General features: G+C 56.1%; 14 protein-coding genes and 1 pseudogene. 8 read left to right on the forward strand and 7 right to left on the reverse strand.

The genetic code is table 11. From position 1 onward, the window contains the following. Positions 1-102: 102 nt before the first annotated feature. On the forward strand, positions 103-1,512 hold the full coding sequence (locus tag HV340_RS11150) for an MFS transporter (protein ID WP_063924936.1): 1,410 nt from the start codon (positions 103-105) through the stop codon (positions 1,510-1,512). A 35-nt stretch (positions 1,513-1,547) separates the two neighbouring features. Here HV340_RS11150 and HV340_RS11155 read toward each other — a convergent pair whose 3' ends face one another. From HV340_RS11155 to HV340_RS11165, 3 genes are read right to left on the reverse strand one after another with little or no spacing between them, the layout of a single operon-like run. Then, positions 1,548-2,543, reverse strand: coding sequence for a DUF2891 domain-containing protein (locus tag HV340_RS11155; RefSeq protein ID WP_181216533.1), 996 nt, complete (start codon positions 2,541-2,543; stop codon positions 1,548-1,550). Positions 2,544-2,569: 26 nt separating this feature from the next. Beyond that, positions 2,570-3,556 carry a DUF979 domain-containing protein gene (locus HV340_RS11160; RefSeq protein WP_014170090.1) on the reverse strand — a complete coding sequence of 329 codons (987 nt, stop codon included), beginning with the start codon at positions 3,554-3,556 and terminating at the stop codon, positions 2,570-2,572. Next, positions 3,553-4,275: a DUF969 domain-containing protein gene (locus HV340_RS11165; RefSeq protein WP_014170091.1), complete on the reverse strand. Its 723-nt coding sequence runs from the start codon at positions 4,273-4,275 to the stop codon at positions 3,553-3,555. Before HV340_RS11165 ends, HV340_RS11160 begins: the two co-directional genes overlap by 4 nt. Positions 4,276-4,519: 244 nt before the next feature. On the opposite strand from HV340_RS11165, the gene HV340_RS11170 reads away from it, so the two are divergent. After that, a complete protein-coding gene (locus HV340_RS11170) occupies positions 4,520-5,068 on the forward strand; it encodes a winged helix DNA-binding protein (RefSeq protein ID WP_014170092.1) in 549 nt (182 codons plus the stop codon). On the opposite strand, the gene glgX is transcribed toward HV340_RS11170, so the two are convergent. Genes glgX through treZ form a run of 3 tightly spaced genes read right to left on the reverse strand, consistent with a single transcriptional unit; the run spans position 5,069 to position 11,413 of the window. Continuing rightward, positions 5,069-7,144 carry a glycogen debranching protein GlgX gene (glgX, locus tag HV340_RS11175; RefSeq protein ID WP_032680984.1) on the reverse strand — a complete coding sequence of 692 codons (2,076 nt, stop codon included), beginning with the start codon at positions 7,142-7,144 and terminating at the stop codon, positions 5,069-5,071. A gap of 16 nt (positions 7,145-7,160) precedes the next feature. Beyond that, the gene (treY, locus tag HV340_RS11180; protein ID WP_063924934.1) at positions 7,161-9,629 is read right to left on the reverse strand and encodes a malto-oligosyltrehalose synthase; all 2,469 of its coding nucleotides are present in this window, start codon (positions 9,627-9,629) and stop codon (positions 7,161-7,163) included. Further along, positions 9,626-11,413: a malto-oligosyltrehalose trehalohydrolase gene (treZ, locus tag HV340_RS11185; RefSeq protein ID WP_063924933.1), complete on the reverse strand. Its 1,788-nt coding sequence runs from the start codon at positions 11,411-11,413 to the stop codon at positions 9,626-9,628. Before treZ ends, treY begins: the two co-directional genes overlap by 4 nt. Before the next feature lie 132 nt (positions 11,414-11,545). Between treZ and HV340_RS11190 the strand changes: the two genes are divergently transcribed. The 4 genes and pseudogenes from HV340_RS11190 (at position 11,546) to HV340_RS11205 (ending at position 15,049) form a co-directional block, all read left to right on the forward strand. After that, positions 11,546-12,073 carry a GNAT family N-acetyltransferase gene (locus HV340_RS11190; RefSeq protein ID WP_063924932.1) on the forward strand — a complete coding sequence of 176 codons (528 nt, stop codon included), beginning with the start codon at positions 11,546-11,548 and terminating at the stop codon, positions 12,071-12,073. Positions 12,074-12,242: 169 nt separating this feature from the next. Beyond that, positions 12,243-12,995 carry a 5'-nucleotidase, lipoprotein e(P4) family gene (locus HV340_RS11195; RefSeq protein WP_063924931.1) on the forward strand — a complete coding sequence of 251 codons (753 nt, stop codon included), beginning with the start codon at positions 12,243-12,245 and terminating at the stop codon, positions 12,993-12,995. 142 nt (positions 12,996-13,137) lie between these two features. Further along, positions 13,138-14,124: pseudogene (locus HV340_RS11200) on the forward strand (MBL fold metallo-hydrolase). A gap of 13 nt (positions 14,125-14,137) precedes the next feature. Then, entirely contained in the window at positions 14,138-15,049 is a 912-nt protein-coding gene (locus HV340_RS11205; RefSeq protein WP_063924930.1) for a LysR family transcriptional regulator, read from the forward strand. On the opposite strand, the gene HV340_RS11210 is transcribed toward HV340_RS11205, so the two are convergent. Continuing rightward, positions 15,040-15,924 (reverse strand): LysR substrate-binding domain-containing protein, encoded by an 885-nt coding sequence (locus HV340_RS11210; protein ID WP_063924929.1) that lies wholly within the window; start codon positions 15,922-15,924, stop codon positions 15,040-15,042. The genes HV340_RS11205 and HV340_RS11210 overlap by 10 nt on opposite strands. A 115-nt stretch (positions 15,925-16,039) precedes the next feature. On the opposite strand from HV340_RS11210, the gene HV340_RS11215 reads away from it, so the two are divergent. Together HV340_RS11215 and HV340_RS11220 are read left to right on the forward strand one after the other, a co-directional pair. Then, the gene (locus tag HV340_RS11215; RefSeq protein ID WP_020884113.1) at positions 16,040-17,530 is read left to right on the forward strand and encodes a UbiD family decarboxylase; all 1,491 of its coding nucleotides are present in this window, start codon (positions 16,040-16,042) and stop codon (positions 17,528-17,530) included. 153 nt (positions 17,531-17,683) lie between these two features. Continuing rightward, positions 17,684-17,971 (forward strand): VF530 family protein, encoded by a 288-nt coding sequence (locus tag HV340_RS11220; protein WP_014170105.1) that lies wholly within the window; start codon positions 17,684-17,686, stop codon positions 17,969-17,971. Positions 17,972-17,973: the final 2 nt, after the last annotated feature.

Below are 17,973 nucleotides of genomic sequence, written 5' to 3' on the forward strand. Positions count from 1 at the left end.
TAAGGCGTTGTATGCAACTGAACAGTGCAACTGCTGCGTCTTCCGCCTTGTATATCCCATGATTATAGTTTCGTCATCAACATTCTTTCCGGAGTTACGACGATGACGCTATTTTCAAACCAGCCCGGCGACGAAGGATTGCCCGGCCATGAACGCGCCCGGGTGATGGCCGCAGTAATGACCACCACGCTGATGGGCGTTTTTGATGGCACCATGATCAACATCGCCTTGCCTTCGATGGCAAGCGCAATGCAGGTGCCCGCGAATGTGGCCGTCTGGTTCGCCAATGGGTATCTGTTGTCCGCGGCCATGACTCTGGCCATCTTCGCCGCCCTTGCGGCCCGCGTTGGCTACCGCCCGGTGTTTCTGACCGGACTTGCCGTCTTTACACTCACCTCGCTCGGCTGCGCGCTGGCCCGCACCCCGGACATGCTGATCGGGATGCGGATTTTGCAGGGGATTGGCGGGGCGGCCACACTGAGTATTGCCCCGGCGATACTGCGCGCCGTCTTCCCCGGTCGACTGCTTGGCCGCATTCTGGGACTGCACGCCCTGCTTATCGCCTCCAGCACGGCCATTGCACCCGTACTGGGCGGGACGATCCTGGACGTACTGCGCTGGCAGTGGTTATTCGCCATTAACCTTGTTCCCGGAACGATTGCCCTGCTGTTGGCCTGGAAGGCATTACCACGACAACCGGCTTCAGATCCCTCTCCGTTCGATACCCCGGGGGCACTGCTCTCCGCGGTCCTGTTGGGGGCGATGATCATGACGGCCAACAGTTTCCAGCATGCTTCGCACCACATCAGCCACGAGGCTATCAGCTGGGCGCTGCTCGCCACGATTAGCGCCATCACCTTTGTCTGGCATATTCGCCGCGCCCGAAGCCCCATACTGCCTCCCGTTATTTTCCGCAACGGACGCTTTACGCTCGCCGCGCTCACGTCGCTGGCCTCGTTTGTGAGCCAGGGCATCACCTTTATCGCCCTGCCGTTCCTGTTTCAGAGCGTATATGGCTACAGTCCGGTGGTCTCCGCGCTGCTGTTCACACCCTGGCCGATAGGTATCGTACTGATTGCGCCGCATGCGGGCCGCTGGGCAGACACAATTTCAGCCCCGCTGATATCTACCCTTGGGCTATTCGTGTTTGTGGTGGGGTTGATCCTGCTCGCGACACTGCCCGCCAGCCCTTCCGCATGGAATATCTGCCTGAGAAGCCTGGTGTGCGGGATCGGTTTTGGCTGTTTTCAGAGTCCCAATAACCGGGAAATGCTCTCTAACGTGGTGCGGGAGTATGCCAGCTACGCATCCGGCGTACTGGCTATCGTGCGGACGTTTGGACAATGCCTGGGGGCTGCCGTGGTCGGCGTTCTGCTGGCCACAACGCAGAATCAGCCGGCCTTTGACGATCGGGCCGTTCATTATTCACTGTGGATTGCGGTCATTGCTTCGGCGGTTTCTGTCGTGTTTAGCGTGAGCCGGCTGCGCGCCACGCGTCAGGCTACGGCATAAACACGGTGCAGCGCACTACGCGCTGCACCTGTGAATTACTCCAGCGCCAGCAGCGCAAAACTCGCCAGCCAGTGTCCACCGCTGTAGTGGCTTCCCACCACATGCTCGACGCTTGCCGCCAGATGTCGGTTGACTGCCTCGCGCAACGCCTGTTGTCCCGGATGGTTATCGGGCAACGCGCGGGCAATATGCTTCATGCACCAGGCGCGGCTGAGGTTTAACCCATCCAGATGGGCAATTTTCGGGTCGGTACGATCGCTCACTTCTGCCGGGTGCATCAGGGCCGAAACAGCCCCCACATCAGGAAGAAAGGCGTCAAACCACGCCGGGAAATGCTCCGCCACCTTACTCATCAACAGCGCTTCCGTCAGCGCGCCGGAAATGTACTCATCACCACCCGGTTCATAGTGGGCCGGGTAATGCGTGTCAGCCAGATAAAAGCGCGTCGCCGCCGTCAGAATAGCCTGTTCAAGGGCGTTATCCTGCACTTCACGGGCGTAATCAATCCCCAGCGCCAGGGCAAAAGCGGTGTTGTAATGCGTACCGACACGGATCGGATAGGTGAGCTTGCTGAGGTAATCCACCAGTCTGTCGCGAATGTCCTGCGTTAACGGCTGCAGTGTCTGATACCAGCTGGCGGCCTGAGGTAACGCGGATTGCTTCAGCTCCTGCGTCAGCGCCAGAAGCCAGCCGTAGCCATAAGGGCGCTCGAACGAGGCGCGAAACGATGCCTTGAAATAGGCCAGCTCTTTCGCCACCTTCTCCTGCGTGATGTGTTCATCAAACAGGGCGACAATTTCATCCCGGCACGACAGTTCAGGGTAAAGCCGCACGCAGCGCAGCAGCAGCCAGTAGCCGTGCACCGCCGAGTGCCAGTCGAAGCAGCCATAAAAAATGGGGTGCAGTTCGCGGGGTGGCAGGACATCACCATCATCATTAAGCAGGTGCATAATGTGGTTCGGATATTCCTGGCGTAAATAGGTCAAAGGCATGCGGGCAAACGCGTCGGCCTGGTGTTGCGTTAATTCCATATCAGCTCCTTAGATCGTTGCCGCGCTTAGCGAAAAACGAGGAAATACATTAAGAACACGTTGACCACCAGCAGGGTTAACGCCGTTGGGATCTGGATCTTGATCACCTGGTACTTATCTTTAAGCTCCAGCAGCGCGGCCGGAACGATATTAAAGTTGGCCGCCATCGGCGTCATCAGCGTGCCGCAATAGCCCGCGTACATGCCAATCGCCAGCAGCGGTGCCGGGTTACCATGGTGAACGTTAATCAGAAACGGCAAGGCGATACCGGCGCTGAGCACCGGGAATGCCGCGAAGGCGTTGCCCATGATCATGGTGAAAAGCGCCATGCCCACGCAGTAAATCACCACCAGCATGAACCGGCTGTCGGGGTTCACAAACAGGCTTACGACCTTCTGGACTGACTCGCCGGTGTTCGCCACCACAAACACCCCGCCCAGCATGGCCAGCATCTGTGGCAATATCACCGCCCAGCCAATGGTGTCGACCAGGCGTCGGGACTGGCGAATAGCCTGCAATGGCGTGCCTTTTGTCAGCCACCAGCCGGTCAGGATCGCCGCCACACAGGCGACACACAGTGCCGCCAGCGTGAGCTGTTTCTGGTCAAGAAGGAATACGCCCCCTATCGACACCCCTTTCAGGAATAATGTCCCGATCACCGTAACCACCGGGATCATCAGCGCAGGCAGGAACAACCAGTTTTTCAGCCGCGTTGACGAGGCTTCGCGCTCGGCATCGGTAGCCATTTTATAATGCCCCTTCCCGACCAGACCAAAGCCCGCCAGCAGAGCAATCACAATGACGCAGCCGCCGATAATTCGATAAGCAAGGGATTTTCCCAGCTCCTGCACCATCAGGTCGCCAAACAGGAAGATCCCGCCGAACAGGAACCAGAACAGCGCGGTGGTAAAACGTTTAGGATTCGCGCGATCGCGCAGGGTCATCACGACCAGCAGCATCACGACAAAGCCGATCAGGTAATACACGCGGTTAATGGTGATCAGGGTCATCATGGCGCGATCTCCTGTGTACCCTGCTCAGCGCGCCAGGACATAACGTCACGACGGATGCTGGCATCCAGACGCAACAGGCGCGTCATATGAATAATCAATGCCGCGATGGCGGTCGGAATGGCCCACAGACCGATATGCAACGGTTCAATGCCCTGTATCCCATTCTCTTTCAGGAAAGCGTCGATCAGCAGCACCGCGCCAAACGCGATAAAAATATCTTCGCCAAAGAAAACCGCGATGTTGTCGCATGCCGCGGCATGCGCTTTGATCTTGTCCCGGATATGTTGCGGCAGTTCGCCATACTCATTGAGCGCTGCGCCTTCGGCCATTGGTGCTAACAGCGGACGAACGGTCTGAGCATGCCCACCCAGCGACATCAATCCCAGCGCGGCCGTCCCTTCACGCGCCACAAAATAGAGCATCAGAATACGTGCCGAGGTGGCGCTGGCAATCTTTGCCACCCACGCCTGTGCCCGCTCTTTCAACCCGTAATATTCCAGCAGGCCAATAACCGGCAGGATCAGAATAAAGGTTGCCAGGGAACGACTGTTGACGAACTTCTCGCCAAAGGTCTCCAGCAACATCCCAAAATCCATGCCAACCAGCAGTCCGGTAGCCAGCCCCGCCACCACAACCACCAGTAGCGGGTTGAAACGCAGAGCAAAACCAATAACCACCACCGGTATACCGATGAGCGGCAACAGTGTCGAACCGTCCATAAACGTTTACCCTATCCAAAGTGAGCGTTGCGCGCCGGCGGCTATTTTTTTAATACTTCGCATCATGGCGAAGCGGGATGCAGTGCGGCGCGCGATGTTGTGTTTTGCGTCAGGCTCTGCAGAACCTGCACTAAAAAGCTATATCTGAACCACAAAAACATGTAAACAATTTATCAATAAAATGTTCTTATTTTATCGATGAGTTTACATTTCCGGGCCAACGTCACCCCCCGTAAGGAACGTTATGACTGCAAAGAAGAGTGCTGGATCATCAAATCACGACGATATAACCGATGGCCGTATCGTGTCCTCTCGCCATCTGGTATCGGAACGTTGCGCGGAATTATCAGAGCTGGAGTACGCGTTGATCATGACCAGCAACGCGTTTAACAAATGGATGGTGCGCTGCATGACCGCCGCCGGTGAGCCAGATATGGGCGCTTTTGATGTCTCGCTTCTGCATCACGTGAACCACCGCGATCGCAAGAAAAAGCTGGCCGACATCTGTTTTGTCCTGAACGTGGAAGATACCCATGTGGTGACGTATGCACTGAAGAAGCTGGTCAAGGCGGGCTACGTGACGAGTGAAAAAGCCGGAAAAGAGCTCTATTTCTCAACGACGGAGGAAGGGAAAGCGCTATGCATGAAATACCGCGACGTGCGGGAAGCGTGCCTGATCAATATCCATGCGGAGAGCGGGATTTCCGGAGCGTCTATAGGTGACACCGCGCAGCTGCTCCGGACCATATCTTCCCTGTATGACACCGCCGCGCGGGCGGCGGCATCACTGTAGTTAAGGGCGTCTGAAAAGCGAAATACTTCGTCCGGCCAGATGGTATTCCACGGCTTTGGTGATGACCGTCCCGGGGACAACGTCATCCGCCGTGGAGAGTTCCAGTACCCAGCCTCCTTCGCCAAACTGGGGGATCTGGAACGGCACGGTACCTTCAAACGGGTTAAACAGCATCAGCACATCGTGCCAGAGGCCCGGCTCCTGTCTGAGGTCCGGTCTGCTGATGGATACGCCGAGGGTTGAACCTTCATCCCACTGCTCATCCTGCTGCGGGCCGCCGCCGGCGTTAAACCAGCGGATCTCAAGCCCGTCGCGCCAGCTTTCACGCCGCAGCAACGGCTGTTTCGCGCGAAGGGCAATCAGATGGCGGGTAAAGTCGCGCAGGGCGGTGTCGTTTTCCGATAACCCCTTCCAGTCGATCCAGGAGATCTCGCTGTCCTGGCAATACCCGTTATTGTTGCCCTTTTGCGTACGGCCAAACTCATCCCCGGCCAGCAGCATTGGCGTGCCGTGAGAGAATAACAGCGTGGTGAGGAAATTACGCTTTTGCCGCTCCCGGGTAGCGATAATATCCGGATTCTCTGTCGGCCCTTCCTCTCCGTAGTTATACGACCGGTTATCGTTGTGCCCGTCGTTATTGTCTTCACCATTGTCGGCATTATGCTTTTCGTTGTAAGACACCAGGTCGTTCAACGTAAAGCCGTCGTGGGCGGTGATAAAGTTGATGCTGGCCCACGGACGGCGTCCGCGCAGGTCGTACAAGTCACCGGAACCGAGCAGGCGCGCGGCGAAGTCGTTAGACACGTTATCGCCCTTCCAGTACTCACGTACGGTATCGCGGTATTTGTCGTTCCATTCCCCCCAGCCTGGCGGGAAGCCGCCGACCTGATAACCGCCGGGGCCGATATCCCAGGGCTCACCAATCAGCTTCAGACGGGATAACACCGGATCCTGCGTGACGGCATCGAAAAAGCCACCGCGCGGATCAAAGCCTTCGGGCTCACGGCCCAGAATTGTCCCGAGGTCGAAACGGAAACCGTCAATATGCATCGATTCGGCCCAGTAGCGCAGCGAATCCATCACCATCTGCAGCACTCTCGGGTGGGAGGTATTCACCGTATTCCCCGTGCCGGTGTCGTTAATGTAATACCGGTGTTGATCGGGTAAGGTGCGGTAATAGCTGAAGTTATCGATGCCCTTAAACGACAGCGTTGGGCCGAGCTCATTGCCTTCTGCCGTGTGGTTATAGACAACATCGAGGATCACCTCGATGCCTGCGTCATGATAGGCGCGCACCATATCGCGAAAACCCTGGATCCCCGCCGGACCGTAATAGCGTGACGCCGGTGCAAAGAAGCCGAGCGTGTTGTAGCCCCAGAAGTTTTTCAGCCCCCTGTCGAGCAGGTGTTGATCGTCCGGGAACCAGTGAACCGGAAGCAGTTCAACCGAGGTGATGCCAAGGCTTTTAATGTAATCGACCGAGGCTTTGTGTCCCATCCCTTCAAACGTACCGCGCAGTTCAGGCGGGATCGCCGGGTTAAGCTGGGTAAAGCCCTTCACGTGGCTCTCATACACAACGGTATTCGGCCACGGAATGGTTGGCCGGTTATCATCCTGCCAGTCAAAAGCATTGGGGTCGATGACCTTGCATTTTGGCGTGAACGGCGCGCTGTCGCGGGTATCAAAACTGAGGTCGAGATCGTCATGACCCAGCTCATAGCCGAAATGGGCGTCGTTCCAGTCGATATCGCCCACCAGTTCACGGGCATACGGATCGATAAGCAGTTTATTCGGGTTGAAGCGATGGCCGTTTTCCGGGTCATAGGGGCCGTAGACACGATAGCCGTACAGCGCGCCAGGCTTCAGATCCGGCACATAGCCGTGCCACACTTCATGGGTATATTCCGGCAGCTCCAGCCGGGCGATTTCGGTTTTTCCTGAAGGGTCAAACAGACAGAGCTCAACCCGCTCCGCATGTGCTGAAAACAGCGCAAAGTTGACCCCCTTCCCGTCATAATTTGCGCCTTGCTGCTGGCCATGACCGGCCCGAATTTCAAACGTATTATCCTTTGGCATTTTTTGTTCTCCACGATCATTCGCAGGTAAGCAGAACCATTAAGCATCCCGTTTCAGACGTTACATCCAGCGTCTCTTGCAGAACCCGGCTTTCACCGGTGAACAGATCCCGGTAGCGTTTTCCTGCCAGCGCATCGGGTATAGCAATAGTGGTATTGGCCCACAGTGCTTCATGGGTCGTCACGTCGAAGACCAGCCGCGGCACGGCAACAATCAGCGCCTCCTCGTCTTTCACGCGTGCATAAACAATCAGGTTCTCCGCCCGCTCGCCGCTCACCTTCAGCGGCAGCCAGTCACCGTAATGGAATAGCGCGGCATAATGCGGACGAAGCCGTAACAGCGTGGCGGTGACATATTGCTTAACGCTTCCGTCTCGCCAGCATTCCGGGCGGGCAAACACCCCGTCATCCGCCGTGCTGAGGTGGTGCACCAGCGCGGGGAAATCCGGTTCCCGTCGGTTATCCGGGTCGACAAGGCTAAAGTTAAGCGCTTCGCAGCCCTGATAGATGTCCGGTACCCCAGGTGCGGTGAGTTTGATCACCGTCTGGCTGAGGCTGTTCATCAGCCCGGCACGGATAAAGGGCTGCATCGCCTCACTGAAATCCTTCAGGAACAGCGTGTTGCCCGGTGAAAGCAGATGCCGGGCATAGCTCAGCACCACGCTCTCATAGCTTTCGTTGCTGTCTATCCAGTCTGTGCGTTGTTTGGCTTCGCGCAGCGCTTTCTCCAGGAAGCCGAGGAAGCGCTCTTCGAGTGATTTCAGCCCGTCGACATCGTCAGGTGACAGCGTGGCGGGCCAGACGCCAGCCAGAGCCTGATAAATCATCCAGGTATCGGCAGCGTTCGGCGCGGTACCGTCGCTCAGAAAACGCACGTGGGTTTGATTCATCTGCCGCCAGCGGGCCAGATTTTCGCCCCACTGTTCCGGCGCTTCCGTCAGGGTATAGAGGCGTGCCCGGGCATCTTCACCGCGCTTCGTGTCATGGGTGGATGTCCCGAGTAGGGCGTCAGGCTGGCGGGCAAGACGGATGCGCATTTCCTGATGAAAACGCGATAGCGAAAAGGCGCGCGGCGTCGGGTCTGCCCCCACTTCGTTAAGCGCCAGCTCCAGGTTATGCCGAAAGAACAGCGTATCTTCCACGGATTTCGCCATCAGTGGCCCGGTGAGTTGCTGGAAGCGGGTTCTGAAACGAGCCGCGTCGTCGTGGCAATTTTCAGGAAGATCGCCGGTGAGAATGCACACGATCAGGCTCAGGGCCGCTTCAGAGGTGTTAACGCTTGCGACAACGCGATTGAGCAGCGCCACGTCAGAGGCGGTTAATCCTTCACGGGTGCCGTAGGTCCGATACACCGGAAACGCGATCAGCAGCTCGCGCAACGCATGGTGGATCTCATCGGGTTGCAGTTCAACCGCATTGCGTCGGGCAAGATCGGTGGCGATAGTTAACAGGGTAGTGAATTCGCCCTCGAAATTGCGATCGGTCATCAGCCCTTTGGCATCCCGTAACGCTGCAAACCGATCAACGGTTTCCCCGAGCGTGTCGTCATGGATTTTCTCCAGGCGGTCCAGGCGACTGTCGTCCACCAGAACTTCCGCCAGCGAGGCAATAAACTCGTACCCCGTGGTGCCGGAGACTGGCCATTCGACGGGCAGCTGTTCCCCTTTGGCGAGAATTTTTTCAACTGTGATGTAACACGCCGGTCCGGTTGCCTGGCGCAAACGCTGCAGATAGCCCAGCGGATCGGCCAGACCGTCGATATGGTCAATTCGCAGACCGTCAACGACGCCAGAATGAACCAGTTCAAGGATCAATCGGTGTGTATCACTAAATACCGACGCGTCTTCAACCCGCACGCCCACCAGGCCGGTGATTTCGAAGAAACGCCGCCACGAGAGCTGTTTCGGGGCTTCACGCCAGGACATCAGCCTCCAGCTCTGGGCCTCGTGCAGCGCCGCAATGCTTTTACCCTCCACAAAGGTCCCGGGGTTAAGAGGATAGGCGGTGTCGTAGTAGACCAGCGCGGCTTTGTCCGTGACAGGGTCACGTTTTACAGTGATGGCACCCTTCTCAAGCTCCGCCTCAAAGGTGTCGCCCAGAAACGGCAGCGTAAGCGGCCGTGACCAGTCAATATCGAAATAGCGTGCGTAGCGGCTCTGTTTGCCATGCTCAATCACGTCTCGCCACCAGTGATTCTCCAGCGAGGTCGACATGTGGTTAGGCACAATATCCAGTATCAAGCCCATTCCCGCCTGCCTGAGCGCGGCCGCCATACGGTCGAATCCTTCTCGTCCGCCAATGGCGGGGTCAATTTCATTCGGGTCGGTCACGTCATAGCCGTGTGTAGAGCCGGTCGTGGCGGTGAACACAGGTGAGGCGTAAAGATGGCTGATGCCGAGATCTTTCATATACGGCACCAGTTCCACGACACGGTCAAACGTCATGCCGTTACGGAACTGAATACGGTAGGTCGCGGAAGGGATCATAACGATGCTTCTCCATCAGCAAAGCGAACAACAATACTGTTCGGCGGTAACACTTCGTTCACCTCCGGCCAGCTAAAGAGCGTTTCTCCTGTCAGTGCAGGCACATCAACAGCCTTATTGCCGGTATTGAACGCCAGAGACAACGTTCCGGTCGGGAATCGCCAGCTCACTGCAATCATGCCGGGTGCCGTCCTGATGACTTTGCTCTCCACCGTGACGCCCTTACGCAGTAACGGAACAATATGACGATGGCGCAACGTCAGCAGCGTTCGCGTGAAGCGAAGCCACGTTTTGCCGTCATCGGTGGCGACCTTATTCCAGTCAATTTTGGAGCGAACAAAGGTCTTCACGTCATTCGGGTCGGGGACAGACGCATCGTGCCCGGCATGGCCGGTAAACTCTTTTGCGCGCCCTTCCCGCACGGCTTTGGCAAGCTCACCGTGAAAATCGGTAAAGAACAAAAACGGATTGGTTTCACCAAACTCTTCCCCCATAAACAGCAGCGGAATATGGGGCGAAAGCAGCAGTGCAGCAAGCAACACCCGTGTTTTATCGGCCCCCGCAAGGGCGATCAGTCTCTCTCCCTGAGCGCGGTTGCCGGTTTGATCGTGGTTTTGAATAAAATCGACAAAAAACTGTGGCGGCTGCGTGTGACATTCCACGCCGCGCGATTTGCCGGTCTGGAGAGAAACCTCGCCCTGATAGACAAAACCTTCTGTCAGCGCACGGGCGAGTTTTTTCTCCGGTTCAAAGGCAAAATCCTGGTAGTACGCATGCGTTTCGCCGGTGGCAAAGACATGCGCGGCATTGTGAAAGTCATCGTTCCACTCCGCGGTAAAAAGCGGGGTCGCACCGTGTGCGTCACGCGGATGCAGGAAGATAACGTTACGGCTGTCTTCGGTGGTGAGATGGATCTGCCGCCCGGGGATAGCCTCGCGAATGCGTTCGGCAATCTCCTGCAGGATATGTTTATCCGATGCGTCTTTAATCTGGTCGATGGCATCAAACCGTAATCCATCAAGATGGTATTCCGTCAGCCAGAACAGCGGGGCTTCGGTAATGTATTGCCTGACTGGCTCAGCCTCGTAAGCAATCCCGTTGCCCCAGGGCGTCATCCGGTCCGCGTCGAAAAACGCGGGTGACAACACAGGCAGATAATTGCCTTCCGGGCCGAAGTGGTTAAGCACAATATCCAGCACGACAGAAAGCCCAAGCCCATGCGCAGCATCGATAAAGGCGTGGAAGTCTTCTGGCGTGCCATAGGCAGAGTGCGGTGCATACAGCAATACCCCGTCATATCCCCAGCCGCGCGATCCACCAAACTGTGAGACGGGCATGACTTCAATCTGGGTAATGCCAAGTTCAGCCAGGTAAGGCAGTTTTTCAATGGCGGCCCGGAAGGTGCCCTCCGGGGTAAAGGTGCCGATGTGCAGCTCGTAAATCACCGTGTCTTCCCACGGACGCCCTGCCCACTCCCGGTTGCCGGGCGGATACCGTCTGGCATCGATAACAACCGAGGGACCGTTAACATCCCCAGCCTGGGCGCGCGACGCCGGATCGGGTACGGCCATGCCGTCCTGCAAAACATACTGATATTCTGTGCCGTGCGTGACGCCGGGGACGTCAATCTGGAACCAGCCGCTGCCGACCGCCGTCATTGGCAAGTCGTTTTCTGCCAGACGTAGCGTAAGTTCTTTCTGTCCTTCTGCCCAGACGCGAAAACGTACAACGTCATTGGAAATAAACTCAGCACCCCAGTGTTTTTGAAATGTCCTGAATTCCATTCATTGTCCTCGAATGACCCACATTTTACGCGGAATGAAGTACAAGCTTAGTTCAGGATCAAAAGAGTGTTACGCCAGCGGTTTTAATGGCTTCATCTATTATTTATAAAAATATTCGCCACAAGGAATACCATGCAGATTCGAAAAGGATTAAATACCGACCTCGCACGTCTTGAATGCTGTGACTTTTCATTCACCGTCAGTCACGTTGCGCGGGAGCCTTTTATACATTGTGATTTGCATATCGACGCTGTCGCCGTGCCTTATCATAAAACGTATGAGCTCGATATGCAGACCCTTGAAAATCATTGCATTAATCCGGACGCTATATTTCTTGTGGCCGAAACAGATGAGGGAGAAATTGCCGGTTTTATCACCGCCTCAATGAGCTGGAATAAATTTATCGCCGTTGACTATATTGCCGTTGAGCGCACGAAACGCAGAGCTGGCGCGGCGCAAAAATTGATGGCGGCCGCACACGTGTGGGCGCGAAGCGTCAACGCGGCTGGATTAAGGCTTGAAACCCAGAATGTGAATGTTTCTGCCTGCCTGTTCTACCGTCATTATGGCTTTACGTTAGGCGGATACGATCGTTTCCTCTACAACGCATTACCGGAAAAAGACGAAATCGCCCTGTTCTGGTATTACATGCTGATCTGACCCTGGCTCTAACGGATATTGGCGGACGAAAGCGATTAGTCTGAAAATTATCCACCCGGCGCGCAAGGGAATGTGCGTCAGAATATGACTCACCTGCCTCCCTTCATTTTTCTGTCACTTAATTTCAATACGCTTACATGATTTTGACAATGACGTTAAGGAAAGAAGAGTGAATTCAATGGCTAAGGCATTACTGCTGGCATTACCTGTTTTGAGCGCGACCGCCACGGCAGCCGACCACGATATCTGTGAGCCGAAAGCGTATGAGATGGCGCTGCGCTATCAACAGAAATCGGCAGAAATCATGGCACTTCAGCTGCAGACCTATCGTTTCGCCACCGAGCGTTTTAACGAAAAAATAAAAGGGCTGACTGCACCTGAGAACTATGCCGTTGTGATGGATCTTGATGAAACGGTGCTGGATAACACTCCGTTACTGGCGCGTGATGCCGAACAGTGCCACGACTACACGAAATGGGACACCTGGAGTGACTGGGAAAAACAGGGAAAACCGGAATTAATTCCTGGCGCGAAGGCGTTTCTTGATCGCGTGAATCAAAGTAAGATCCGTATTTATTATGTATCTGACCGGATGCAGGAAAACAAAGCAGATACGCTCAATACGTTAAAATCCCTTGGCTTACCGCAGGTTTCAGAGGATAGCGTTCTGCTCGATACGGTCAGTAAAGAAGCCCGCCGCCAGAGCATCCTGAAGAAACAGCAGATAATCATGCTCTTCGGTGACAGCCTGCCCGATTTCGCCGCGCAATTTAAAAACAAAAAGCCGAGCGAAGCGCAGCGTGAACTCGTTGAGGCCAGCGCCGATCGCTTTGGCAGTGACTGGATTGTGTTGCCCAATGCCGCGTATGGCTCGTGGTCAAAAGCCACGCTTGAAGGCTGGAAAGCCCCGCTGAAGCAATAACGTCTGGCTTGCCGGGTGGCACATTGCTGCCACCCGACATTTGATCCGACCTATTCATCCCGTTTATAGGTCCTATCATTATCAGGCGGGTTCATATAATTTTACGGAGAAGTAAGATGAGCTCTTTCTGAAGGAGACCCTTATGCTGACCGTAAAAAAACTTGCCCTGACAACGCTGATTTCCAGTTCGTTATTGTTCTACCCTGCGCTTCAGGCTTCGGCAGAAACGCCCCAGCACGTGGTTAAACAGCCTGCCGGGGGGTACAGTGTGCAGGTTGGCGATATTATGGTGACCTCGTTTACCGACGGTACCGTGGCGCAAGACCTGCACAAATTACTTCGTCGGACGACCCCGCAGTAAACCGATGCGTTGCTCACACAAAATTTCCAGACCAACCCGGTAGAGGCGTCCATTAACGCTTTTCTGATTGCGCTACCCGGCCACAAGATTCTGGTGGATACCGGCTCAGGCCAGCTTTTTGGCCCCGGTAACGGCGGGCGACTGATTGAGAGTCTGGCAACGCAGGGGATCGCGCCGCAGGACATCACCGAGATTTTACTGACCCATGCACATTCCGACCATGCCGGTGGCCTGGTTAAAGATGGCAAGGCGGTGTTTACCAATGCGCGCGTTTTTGTCGGCAAACCTGACATCGACTTTTTCTTTAACAACGATAATCAGAAAAAAACCGGCTACGACCAGAACTACTTCGATGTCGCGCAGAAAACCTTAAAACCGTATCGTGATGCCGGCAAGGTGGTTCCTTTTTCCGGAACCTCGCAGCTTCTGCCCGGGATAACCGGCACGGTTCACCCGGGCCATACGCCTGGATCAGCCTTCTATACGCTGGAAAGTAAAGGCGAGAAAATCACCTTTGTCGGCGATATTATCCACGTCGCGGCGGTACAGTTCCCGCAGCCCGCCGTGACCATCGCCTACGACCAGGATCAGGACGGTGCGGCACGTGTCCGCCAGGATGCTTTTGCTGATTTTGTGAAAAACAGAGACCTTGTCGCAGCCCCCCACCTGCCGTTCCCGGGTATCGGTTACGTCACGAAAGGCGAGCACGGCGGTTACGCCTGGGTGCCCGTCACCTATACCAATCGTGACAGCCACAGCGCAAAGTAAAACGGATAACACGATGACGCCCGTTGCTGAGATGGATATCGACCTGATCCTGACGCTGGATGCATTGCTCCAGGATCAGAACATCACCCATGCGGCCGCGCGGCTCGGCATCAGCCAGCCCGCGATGTCCGCCCGTCTGGCGCGCCTGCGTTCGCTCTTTGGCGAACCGTTGTTTATCCCTTCCCCACATGGACGTGGGGTGTTGCCCACGCCCAGAGCGGAAGCGCTGCGGCCGCAGGTCATGACCGTATTGCGGGGCATTAACGCGATGTTTGCCCCCACCACCTTTGATGCGCAAACCAGCCAGCGGACATTTGTGATTGCCCTGCATGAAAATCCGGCCCTGATGCTGGGTGCCGAACTGCTTAATCAGTTCCGGGCCCATGCCCCGGGGATCCGCTTGCGGTTCGCGCTGCCAGAAATGGCAACCCTGCCACAGCAGCTGGAAAAGGGTGATGTGGATGTCTATATCGGTGTGAGCACCGGCGCGCACGACGGCTGGGTCAGACGTAAACTTTTCGATGACCAGTTTGCAACAGCCCAGCGAAAAGGCCACCCCCGCGGTGTCGGGCCACTGGATCTGGAGCACTATTGCGCGCTCTCTCATCTGGTGGTCTCTTCAGAGGGTGACCCGTTTACCGGCTTTGTGGATCAAACCCTGGGCGGACTGGGGCATCAGCGCAACGTGGTGATGTCCACACAGAGCTACGCCATGGCACCTCCGCTTGTCGCCAGCACGGACCTGCTCTGCACCTTACCGGAACGTATGCTGCAACGCTTTGCCTCGACGCTGGATATCTTCCCCCCGCCGCTGCCGCTGCAGCCGATTACCATCAGCATGTACTGGCACCCGAAAAACAGTCAGGATCCGGCAAGCCTCTGGCTGCGCGAGCAACTGCTGCTGGCCGCGGGACGTCAGATGTGATCGAGGGTGTGCAGAAATTTCTTTAACACCTCTGAGCGAATGATCCGGTGGCACACCAGCTTCAGCTCGCTTTCCCTGAGCCTGTCAATGATGTCGACGTACACGACATTCTCCACGCTGACTGCCCTGGCCGAGGCCGGCAATAGCGCCATGCCAAACCCCGCAGAGACCAGGCTGATGACAGTAGGTACGTCGGTGGCGTTTTGTACCACCTCAGGCTGGAATCCTGCGACGTAACAAATGTCATAGAAGTACTGTTCGAGGCCCATTCCCTCCGGGTCGCGCAGGGAGATCCATTTTTCATCTTTCACCGAGGCGAGCGTAAGCGCGGACGATTTCGCCAGAGGGTGCTGTGAAGAGAGTGCCAGCACCGTTTTCTCGGACGTAAACGGGCGGCTTTGCAGGTCGTCAGGCAGAGACGGCAGCGGCGCCCGGATGATGGCCACATCCAGCTGGTTGCTTTGCACGGCGGTATAGAGCGTCTGCACATTCCCCGTCATTAGCGACATGGTGATGGCAGGCCACCGACTGTGCATCTGGCGCAGCGCGGCAGGCAGCCTGGTGTCAAACATGGCGCTCGATACGCACCCGAGATTCAACACCCCTTGCTCCCCCCTCGCCGTTTGCCTGGCGTCCAGTACCGCCTGTTCCGTCAGGGCGATCGCCAGCCTGGCTTTCTCCAGGAAAGCTTCACCGGCCGGCGTCAGGGTTAAACGGCGGTTCGCCCGGCTAAAGAGCGTAACGCCTAACCGTTCCTCTAACGTTTTAATCTGCTGACTCAGCGCGGGTTGTGCCATGTTCAGGCGCTCCGCAGCCCGGTGCATGTGAAGCTCTTCCGCAACGACAATGAAATTACGCATCTGACGAAATTGCATAACGCTTCCCCGGATTTTTTGATAATAAATTTCTTATCAAAATAGTAGTAATGATGCAATTGATGCTATGGGCTATTGCCATAAAAATGGTGGCATGCAAACACGGGAGGAAAAAATGGAAAGCCCAGTCAACGATCTCAGAAGTGCCATCGCGTTACTGCAACGCCATGAAGGACAGTATATTGAAACGGATCATCCGGTGGATCCCAACGCGGAGCTGGCGGGTGTTTATCGACACATTGGTGCGGGCGGCACGGTGAAACGCCCTACCCGAACGGGCCCGGCCATGATGTTCAATAACGTTAAAGGCTATCCGGATTCGCGTATCCTGGTTGGCATGCACGCCAGCCGGGAAAGAGCGGCACTCCTTCTGGGATGTGAACCCTCGACGCTCGCGCAGCACGTCGGTCAGGCCGTGAAAAACCCGATCGCGCCGGTTGTTGTCCCGGCATCGCAGGCCCCTTGCCAGGAGCAGGTATTCTACGCTGACGATCCTGATTTTGATCTGCGTAAACTGCTTCCGGCCCCGACCAACACGCCGATTGATGCTGGCCCGTTCTTCTGTCTGGGGCTGGTACTGGCAAGCGATCCGGAAGACAGTTCGCTGACTGACGTCACGATTCACCGTCTCTGCGTTCAGGAGCGCGATGAGCTTTCCATGTTCCTGGCCGCGGGGCGCCACATTGAGGTCTTTCGTAAAAAGGCTGAAGCAGCCGGAAAACCGCTGCCGGTGACGATCAACATGGGGCTCGACCCGGCGATTTATATCGGTGCGTGCTTTGAAGCGCCCACGACGCCGTTTGGTTATAACGAACTGGGCGTTGCCGGGGCGCTGCGTCAGAAACCGGTCGAACTGGTACAGGGCGTGGCGGTAAAAGAGAAAGCGATCGCGCGGGCTGAAATCATTATCGAAGGCGAACTGCTGCCAGGGGTGCGCGTTAGAGAAGATCAGCACACCAACAGTGGCCATGCGATGCCGGAATTTCCGGGCTACTGCGGCGAGGCAAACCCTTCTTTGCCCGTCATCAAAGTGAAAGCCGTCACCCTGCGTCACCAGGCAATTCTGCAAACGCTGGTGGGGCCAGGTGAAGAGCACACCACGCTCGCTGGCCTGCCAACGGAGGCCAGCATCCGCAATGCCGTTGAAGAGGCCATTCCGGGCTTCCTGCAAAATGTCTATGCGCATACCGCGGGCGGCGGTAAGTTCCTCGGCATTCTGCAGGTGAAAAAACGCCAGCCATCCGATGAAGGACGTCAGGGACAGGCGGCGCTTATCGCACTCGCGACCTATTCCGAGCTGAAAAACATCATTCTTGTCGACGAAGACGTGGATATTTTCGACAGTGACGACATCCTGTGGGCGATGACCACCCGCATGCAGGGAGATGTCAGCATCACCACTATTCCAGGGATCCGCGGCCACCAGCTGGATCCGTCGCAGTCGCCGGATTACAGCACGTCGATTCGCGGAAATGGCATTTCCTGTAAGACCATCTTCGATTGCACGGTACCGTGGGCGCTGAAGGACCGCTTCGAACGCGCGCCGTTTATGGAGGTTGACCCACGTCCGTGGGCACCAGATTTGTTTGACACAAAACACGACTAGCGCGTTCGCGATACAAAAGAGCGTATGGCTTTCGGGTCATACGCTCTTCTGTTTTTCATCGCAGGCAAAAAGGGAAATTGCCGCTTCCCCTGCTTTCTTGTACCCTTTCGTCGTTAACCCCAACCCCACAAGAACTGAGACATCCGGACGCTTATGACTGCACACCTTTCTAAAGACCCTTTACATGGCGTAACGCTGGAGATGCAGGTCAATGCCCTGGTTGCACGATATGGCTGGAGTGAGTTGGGCGATCGAATCAAAATTAACTGTTTCAGAAAAGACCCAAGCGTTAAATCGAGCCTGAAATTTCTGCGCCGCACGCCCTGGGCTCGCGCAGAAGTTGAAGCCCTGTATCTTGATTCCCTGAATGATGAGGGGATCGCAGAACCGGACGAACCCGCCTTTAACCCCTGGGCTAACAGTCGGATAACCAAGAGCTAAAA

The organism is Enterobacter sp. RHBSTW-00975 (assembly GCF_013615235.1).
Lineage (GTDB): Bacteria > Pseudomonadota > Gammaproteobacteria > Enterobacterales > Enterobacteriaceae > Enterobacter > Enterobacter ludwigii.